This is a genomic window from Archangium sp., from assembly GCF_036388035.1.
Taxonomy (GTDB): Bacteria; Myxococcota; Myxococcia; order Myxococcales; family Myxococcaceae; genus Archangium.
The window spans coordinates 1-7964 of the sequence record NZ_DASVSO010000479.1 but is presented as its reverse complement, the minus strand read 5'-3'; the positions used below and the strand labels follow the sequence as shown (position 1 = coordinate 7964).

Sequence of the window (7964 nt, the reverse complement as noted above, 5' to 3'; positions counted from 1 at the left end):
GACGCAGCACGACGCCGGAGAAGGCGATGCTGGTGCCGCGGTCATCCGGATCGAACGGGAGCTCCGCCTTGAAGCCGACCGTCAGCGTGAGCCCATCGCCGGAGATCTCCGCGCTGACCGACTCCGACGCGGTGGACGTGGTCGTGGGGGGATTGTGCCGCACGTCCGTGATGAGCCGGCCGGTGTTGCTGTCACCATCCGTATCGGGGGCGGTCGCGGTGGCGACCTGGCAGTCCGCCGTGCCCGGGACGATCTCCACCGGACGGTTGAAGCTGATGATGAGCTTGCCGTTGCCGCCCATCAGCGTATCCGTGTTGTCCGCGTTGGAGCGCACCGCGTACACGAGGGCGTCCGTCGCGCCACTGGCCGACAGCGCGACGCGCTGCTCGGACTGGCTCACGCCGGCCGTGATGTCGCCCTGGCCCGACAGCGTCCGCCCGTCGAGGGCCTCGCCCATCACCGCCTCGCAGTGGTAGGTGGCACCGTTGACGAGCTGCGCGCCCGGGATGACCGCCACGCCGTCATCTCCGCTGGTGGCGCTGATGGTGGTGGTACCCGTGTTGACCGGGTCCAGGAAGTCACCCGCGACCTGCAGCGTGTTGGTGCTCGTCGGCAGGTACTGGCAGAGGACCTGGGCCTTCGACACCGGCTGGTTGTTGAGGCTCACGTTGAACCGGTAGTCCACCGCGAAGCCCTTGGGGAAGAGCCGGATGTTGGCCACCTGCTGCGAGTGCTCCACGTCCATGTCGATCAGGCCGTAGTTGTACTCACCGACGAACCGCTCGTAGCCCGGGGCCTGCGCGAAGATGGGGATGGTCATCCCCTCGGGGATGCCGTCGATCTGGAAGCACCCATCCGCCTCGATACCATTGTCGTCGTTCGCGTCGCCGCTGCCGCACGGCTCCGCGCGACGGAACTCACCGTCGATGACGGCGTACACCTGGCTCTGGCTGTCCTTGTCGTCATCCAGGTTGTTCTTGTTGCCGTCCTTCTGGAAGAAGTTCAGCCGCTGCCCGGTCTGGCCGTCCACGATGAAGCCCACGAGCCGGCCACTGTTGGCCGCACGCTCACAGCCCGTGAGGGCAAGCAGCGAGGCCACCAGGAACTTCTGAGTCAACTTGTTCACGAAAACCCCCGTTGAAAATGCCACGTCGGCGAGGGCTGCATAGTCGACTTCCGGATGTCTTGCCAAGGGGGGGGTCCACCCCCCGGGCCCGGCCCTACTTCACCTCGACGACCTTGAGCTGGCCGATCAGGGGGGTGATCTCCGCGTTCGCCTCGAGGCCCACGCCGAAGTGGGTGGCATCCGCGACCACCTGGTTGAAGGTGGGGTCCATCTGGGTCCACTCTCCCACATAGGCCTCCACCCACTCATGCCAGTACAGCGCGGGCACGCCGTCCTGGTTCACCATGTAGACGACGCCATCCACGCGCCGGGCGGGGATGCCGGCCGCGCGCAGCAGCGACACCGCCAGCAGCGAGTGCTCCGTGCAGTCTCCCTTGCGCTGGCGCAGCACGTCCGTGGCCCGGTCCGCGCTCGCCCCGTAGTCCTTCTGCAGCGTGGTGGCCACCCAGGTGACGATCTTCTTCGCCGCCGCGTAGGCGTCCTTCTCCCCGCCCACGAGCTGCTCGGCCTGGTCGCGGATCTGCTGGCTGTCGCTCTCGACGATGATGGAGGACTTGAGGTTGTCTCCCCCCTCGGGGTCGGCGAGCGGCCGGGGCTTGAGGCTCTTGGGCTCGGGGGCCCGCGCGGACATCGTCACCTGCACGCGCCCGTCCGGCTGCCGCTGGTACTTCTGCCGGTAGCTGTCGCGCTGGAACTTCTCCGGCAGGTTCGTCATCACCAGCGTCACCTGTCCGGGAATGGCGTGCGCCTGCTCCGGCAGGGCCTTGGGCAGCACCACGCGGGTGAGGCCGAACACCTCCACCAGGTCCTGCCGCTTCGCCACCGCCTCGGGCTCGGCGCGGGCCTGCATCGTCTCGCCGAACTGCACCTCCAGCACCCGCCCGTCGTCCGCCACGTAGGTGGTGACGGCCACCTTCTCCTTCTGCGAGAGGGTGACGGTCTTGCCCAGCTTCACCTTCACCCCGCTGACGAGCCTCTCCTCCGTGCCCTCCACCGTGGTGCTGACCGGGTAGGTGCCGAGGTCCGTCCCATCCATCGCATGGCCGTCCACCTTCTTCTGGCGCAGCAACGCCACGCGGGCCTGGTCGGCGTCCTCCACCACCTCCGCCGTGGGCGGCAGGTTCACCGTCTCGTCCGGCATCCCCGGGCGCTTGCGCACCACGCTCACCCCGGTGGGCGTGGCGGTGCCCAGCAGCGTCTGGTTGCCGCCGTCCCCGCGCTGCTCGATGGTGAAGGCCACCAGCCTCCCGCCGGGCCGGGCCTCGTAGATGCGCTCCTCGCGGTGGATGCGCTCGGAGATGCGCGCGCCCACCTGGGCCTTGAAGTGCAGCTCGTTGATGCTGCGCACCCGGTCGGCCCGGTCAGGCGCGGGACCCAGCTCGGTGAAGACGTAGCCCACCTTCTTGTCCACCAGGTACAGCCCCAGGTACTCGCCGCCCTGGGGCCGGCGCGCCTCGAGCACGTCGGAGCGCTCGGCCGGTGCCTGGGCGGCTGGCTGGACCTGCCGCGTCTGGGCCTTGGGGGGCTCGGGCGCCTTGTCCTGCTGCTTGCACTGTACGAGCGCCAGGCTCAGGAGCGCGGCGCCCATCGGGAGGAGGGCTTTTCTGGGAAGTCGCATCACTCACCGCGCTCCAGCGGAGGGCCTGGAGCCGCTCAGATTCGCTTGGTCAGCATGATCAGGTCGTCGCCGACCTTGTAGAAGTCGCGGATGCGCGCCTCCTCCATGTACTTCATGGAGGCGTAGAAGCCGCGGGTGGGGCCGTAGGCCTCGGTGGCGCTCGTCTCCACGCGGATGAGGCGGGCCTTCAGCCGGCGCAGGTCCCCCTCCATGCCGGCGATGAGCGAGGCGCCCACGCCCTGGCCGCGCACCGTCGGGTCCGAGGCGATCCAGTACAGGTCGTACGTCCCCTCGGTCATCGGCGTGGGGCCGTAGCACACGTAGCCCACGAGCTTGCCGTCCCGGTCCGCGACAAGAATCTTGTAGTCGGGGTTATTCGGCTGAAGCGCGAGATCGACGAGCTCGACCGCGACCGTCATTTCTTCCTGCGAGAACGTTTCGATTCGCTGGATCAAGGAAGCGAGCTGCTCCCGATCCTTTCCTTCGAGGGCTCTGATGTCCATGGGTTCTCTCCAGTGCGATCTCGACCAGCCGGGTGGCCAGGGCAGGGTAGTCGATGCCGGCCGCTCGCGCGGCCTTGGCGAAGCCCGCCTCGGGGTGGAGGTCGCAGTTGGGGTTGATGTCGATGACGTACGGCACGCCCTGGGGCGAGACCCGGAGGTCCACGCGCCCGTAGTCCTGGCACTCCAGCGCGGTGAAGGCGTCCATCGCCGTCTGGACGATGCGGGCCTCCAGCGCGGGGTCCTCGAGCTGGCACAGCCCCGAGGGCGTCTGCTGGTAGTCGGCCGAGCTGGCCTCCCACTTCGCCGCGTAGGTGACGATGTTGGGCCGGTCCTCGAAGATCTTCCCGAAGCTGATCTCCGTGAGTGGCAGGGCCCGGCGCGGGCTGTTGCCCAGCAGCGGGACGTAGATCTCCCGCCCGGAGATGAACTGCTCCACGATGGCGGGCTGGTGGAAGGTGCGCAGCACCGCCTCCACCGCGCGGCGCAGGGCGGCCCGGTCGTGCACCACCGAGTCGTGGGTGATGCCCACGCTGGCGTCCTCGCGCGAGGGCTTGACGATGAGGGGGAAGGGCAGCTGCACCGTGTCCACGTCCTCGAGCCGTGCCACCCGCGCGAAGCCCGGGGTGGAGACGCCGCGTGCCCGGAGCAGCTCCTTGGCCTTGTCCTTGTGCAGGGCCAGGCCCAGCGACAGGGCGGGAGAGCCGGTGTAGGGCAGGCCCAGCATGTCCAGCAGGCAGGGGATGATCATCTCCCCACGGCTGTCCGCGGCCAGGGACTCGCAGAGGTTGATGACCAGGTCGGGCTGCATCCGAGCGAGCAGGTCCACGAATTCCAGCCGGGAGCCCTCGACGGCGAGCGGCTCGGCGTGGACGTCGCCTCGGGTGAGGGCCTCGGAGAGCGCGGAGGCCACGCGCGTTACGTCTTCTCGCGCCTCCCGACCCGGGTCGTCCTCCAACAGCTCATGGTCTTGGTTGTACAGGATGGCGATGTGCATGCGGGGTGCTGAGTGCATTCAGGGTTAGCACGTCCCCTGGGGGGATGACAGTCTGCTGTGGCCGATTGGCTGGCAGCCGTGCAGTCCCAGGAAGTATGAGAGGAGAACCATGCGGATTCGCGACCCCATCCACGGCACCATCGACGTGAGTGAGGAGGAGAAGGCCGTCATCGACAGCCGCTACTACCAGCGGCTGCGCCATGTGCGGCAGCTCGGGTTCGGTGACCTGGCCTTCCCGGGCGCCACCCACACCCGGCACGCCCACTCCCTCGGGGCGATGCATGTCGCCTCCCGGGTGTTCCACGCTGTAGCAACCCGTTCCACGCTTCCCTCCGATGTCCGGGCCCGCTTCAGTGCCGCGGTGCGTCTGGCCGTGTTGTGTCACGACCTGGGGCACATGCCCCTGTCGCACGCCTCGGAACGCATTGCCCCGTCCCGCGCGTCCCTGAGGTTGCCCCCCTGGTTGGACTCCGTGGCGGAGGGCGAGCAGGCCACCCACGAGGACTTCACCGCCAAGCTCCTCCTGGACAGCTCGCTCACCCCCATCATCGAGCAGCGCTACGGGCCGCTGGGCATCACCCCCGCGGCGGCGGTGGCGCTCATCACCGGGGCCCGGCCACCGCAGGATCCCCACTTCTCCCACGCCGGGGTGGACTGGACGCCGCTGCTGCGCGCCATCGTGTCCGGCGAGCTGGACGCGGACCGCATGGACTACCTGGTGCGCGACTCCTTCTTCACGGGAGTGAACTATGGCCGGTACGACATGGATTGGATCGTCTCCAACCTCAACCCGGCGGAGAAGGGAGGCCGGGCGTACCTGGCGCTGAGTCGGGCGGCGGCGTTCGCCTTCGAGGACTTCCTCCTCAGCCGCTACCACATGTTCGTCTCGGTGTACTACCACCACACCTCGGTGAACTTCGACTACATGCTGCGGCGCTACTACGAGGAGGCGCCCGGTGAGTTCGAGATTCCCTCCGACCCGGAGTCCTTCCTCTTCTGCGACGACGTGGCGCTCTGGTACACGCTGCGCCGCTCGAAGAACCGGTGGGCCCAGCGCATCGCCACGCGCCAGGGCTTCAAGCTGCTGGCGCAGTTCACCGAGCGCGACGTGGGCTACGACCTGGACGTGCTGCGCAGCGCGCTGGTGACGGGCGGCTTCGAGCACTTCACGGTGGAGTCGCGGGGGGTGCTCTCCAAGTACTTCTCGGAGGGCTCGGGCCCGAGCCTCTACATCGTCGACGCGTCCACCGGCCGGCTGACGGAGGTGGCCCGCTACACGCCCCTCTACCAGCGCTACAGCGGCGCGGTCCGGCTCTCGCGCATGTTCGTGCGGCCGGACCAGATTGAAGATGCGCGCAACATGATGGCCCGGTTGCTGGGCCAGACGGTGCAATCATGAGCGAAGCGTTTCCTGGGATGCCTCCGCCGCCTCCAGTCGCCGCGACACGGCCCGCGTCGGTGGTGGTGCTGTACCGCGAGGCGCGCGAGGGCGTGGAGCTCTTCTGGGTGAAGCGCGAGAAGGCGCTCGCCTTCGCGGGGGGCTTCTACGCCTTCCCCGGCGGCAAGTTGGACAAGGCGGACGCGGCGGTGCCGGTGCGCGGGGCCTCGGGGCAGGAGGCGGCGCTGCGCGTGGCGGCGGCGCGCGAGCTCTTCGAGGAGACCGGGGTGCTGGTGGCCGAGGGCGCCGAGCGGTTGGACGCCGAGCAGCTCCGGGAGGCACGCCGCGCGCTGCTGGAGAAGCGGAGCACGTGGGCGGAGCTGCTGCGGCGGCACGGGCTGGTCCTGAGGGCGGAGGACTTCCCGGAGGCGGGGCGGTGGGTGACGCCCGAGTTCGCGCCCGTCCGCTTCGACACCTTCTTCTACCTGGTGCGGGCGCCGGCACGGGCCCTGGCGGAGTGGTGGCCCGGGGAGCTGTCGGAGGCGGCCTGGGTGACTCCCGCCGAGGCCTTGGGGCGCTGGGAGCAGGGGACGGCGCTGCTGCACCCGCCCGCGCTGCATGTGCTGCGGGTGATGGCCCGCTTCGACACGGCCGAGGGCGCGAGGGCTCGCCTGTGCGAGCCGCCCCACTGTCCGGACTTCATCGCCCAGCGCATCGAATTCCATCGGGGCGTGCGCGTCTTCCCGCTGCTGACGGCCACGCTGCCGCCGGCCACGCACACCAACGCGTACGTGCTCGGCAACGGCGAGCTGCTCATCGTGGACCCGGGGGCGGACGACGAGGCCGAGGTGGCTCGGCTCCTGGCGATGGTGGAGGGGCTGGTGGCGGACGGGCACCGCGTGCGAGCGGTGCTGCTGACGCACCACCATGGCGACCACGTGGGCGGTGTGCGCCAGGTGAAGGAGCGGCTGATGGTGCCGCTGTGGTGCCACGCGCGGACGGCGGATCGGCTGGACGTACCGGCGGAGCGGCTGCTGGAGGATGGCGAGGTGCTGGAGCTGGCGGGGACTCCGCCGCAGCGCTGGCGGGTGCTGCATACGCCGGGTCACGCGCGGGGCCACCTGTGTCTCGTGGACGAGCGGACGCACGCGGCGGTGGTGGGCGACATGGTGGCGAGCGTGGGCTCCATCGTCATCGACCCGCCCGAGGGCGACATGGGCGAGTACCTGCGGCAGCTCGCGCGGCTGCGGGACTGGCCGGTGACGACGCTGCACCCCTCGCACGGCACGGCGATTCCGGATGGGCCCGGGAAGCTCCAGGAGTACCTGGACCACCGTGCCGCGCGCGAGGCTCGCATCGTGGAGGCGGTGCCGGCCGAGGGGGCGACGCTGGCCGAGGTGGTGGCGCGGGCGTACGCGGAGACGCCCCCGTTCCTCTACCCCGTGGCTGAGCGGAGCGCACTGGCGGTGCTGCTGAAGCTGCAGGGCGAGGGGCGGCTGCGCGAGGCCTCCGGCCGCTATTTCCCGACCTGAGCCTCCGCCGTGCCCGAGTGTTCACAATCGAACCCCGCAGCCGCATGGATTCCCCATCCCCGTGGTTACTGTATTCGCGGAACCGCGGAGCAGTGCAGCTCGCAGGGAGATTTGCTTGGACACGCGTCGAAGGGCGGAGGCTTACGTTTCCCCGGCTGGTGAGCTCGCCGGCACGGCATCACCCGGGGAAACGACAGTCGAGGCGTTGATCGAGCTCGTCACCCGACTGGCCGCCAACGAGCCGCACGTCCGGTGTCAGGTCGGTGAAGGGGCGCTCGCTCCGCTGGCCGTGGCGCTCAACCACCTCGCCACCACGCTCGATGGGCGCCGTGCGAAGTCGAATGATTCGTTCGGCATCGAAACGCTGGTCGCGCAGTCGCCGATCATGATGCAGACGTGCGACGCCGACGCGTGCATCCGGTTCATCAATTACACCATCCCGGGCCTCAGCCCCACGGAAGTGGTGGGCAAGAGCTTCTATCACTTCGCCCCCCCAGAGGATGTCGAGATGATGCGGAGCCATGTCCGGCGGGTGCTCACGACGGGCGAGACCGTCTCCTATGAGCACCGGCCCGCGCTCCTCAATGGTCCCGAATGGTACGGCGTGAAGCTGGGGCCCATCCGCGGCGGCGAGAAGGTCGTCGGGTTCACGGTGAGCCTGATGGACATCACGGACCTCAAGCGGACCCAGCTGTGCCTGGAGCAGTCCAACCGGGAGCTGGAGAACTTCGCCACCGTCGCCTCGCACGACCTGCAGGAGCCGCTGCGCAAGATCCAGACCTTCAGTGAGCGCCTGACGGCCATGTGCGCCGA

General features: G+C 69.3%; 7 protein-coding genes. 3 read left to right on the top strand and 4 right to left on the bottom strand.

Annotated elements, in window-relative coordinates; genetic code table 11:
- From VF697_RS19365 to VF697_RS19350, 4 genes are all read right to left on the bottom strand, one after another.
- On the bottom strand, window positions 1-1126 hold a 1126-nt coding region (locus VF697_RS19365), incomplete at its 3' end, for a hypothetical protein (protein WP_331097113.1).
- Window positions 1127-1220: 94 nt separating this feature from the next.
- Entirely contained in the window at window positions 1221-2744 is a 1524-nt protein-coding gene (locus VF697_RS19360) for a transglutaminase-like domain-containing protein (RefSeq protein WP_331097111.1), read from the bottom strand.
- A gap of 35 nt (window positions 2745-2779) precedes the next feature.
- On the bottom strand, window positions 2780-3163 hold the full coding sequence (locus VF697_RS19355) for a GNAT family N-acetyltransferase (RefSeq protein WP_331097109.1): 384 nt from the start codon (window positions 3161-3163) through the stop codon (window positions 2780-2782).
- A complete protein-coding gene (locus VF697_RS19350) occupies window positions 3117-4259 on the bottom strand; it encodes a D-alanine--D-alanine ligase (protein WP_331097107.1) in 1143 nt (380 codons plus the stop codon). Before VF697_RS19350 ends, VF697_RS19355 begins: the two co-directional genes overlap by 47 nt.
- 91 nt (window positions 4260-4350) lie before the next feature.
- Here VF697_RS19350 and VF697_RS19345 point away from each other — a divergent pair, with 91 nt between their 5' ends.
- The 3 genes from VF697_RS19345 to VF697_RS19335 form a co-directional block, all read left to right on the top strand.
- Complete coding sequence (locus VF697_RS19345; RefSeq protein WP_331097106.1) at window positions 4351-5640, top strand: HD domain-containing protein; 1290 nt, start codon at window positions 4351-4353, stop codon at window positions 5638-5640.
- The gene (locus tag VF697_RS19340; RefSeq protein ID WP_331097104.1) at window positions 5637-7151 is read left to right on the top strand and encodes an MBL fold metallo-hydrolase; all 1515 of its coding nucleotides are present in this window, start codon (window positions 5637-5639) and stop codon (window positions 7149-7151) included. Before VF697_RS19345 ends, VF697_RS19340 begins: the two co-directional genes overlap by 4 nt.
- A 205-nt stretch (window positions 7152-7356) precedes the next feature.
- The coding region (locus VF697_RS19335; protein ID WP_331097102.1) for a PAS domain-containing protein at window positions 7357-7964 on the top strand (608 nt) is incomplete at its 3' end.

What these genes read in the sequence shown, in the direction of transcription:
- VF697_RS19345 (WP_331097106.1), top strand. Translation starts at nt 4,351, where the DNA reads ATGCGGATTCGCGACCCCATCCACGGCACCATCGACGTGAGTGAGGAG.
- VF697_RS19355 (WP_331097109.1), bottom strand. Translation starts at nt 3,163, where the DNA reads ATGACGGTCGCGGTCGAGCTCGTCGATCTCGCGCTTCAGCCGAATAAC.
- VF697_RS19350 (WP_331097107.1), bottom strand. Translation starts at nt 4,259, where the DNA reads ATGCACTCAGCACCCCGCATGCACATCGCCATCCTGTACAACCAAGAC.
- VF697_RS19340 (WP_331097104.1), top strand. Translation starts at nt 5,637, where the DNA reads ATGAGCGAAGCGTTTCCTGGGATGCCTCCGCCGCCTCCAGTCGCCGCG.
- VF697_RS19360 (WP_331097111.1), bottom strand. Translation starts at nt 2,744, where the DNA reads ATGCGACTTCCCAGAAAAGCCCTCCTCCCGATGGGCGCCGCGCTCCTG.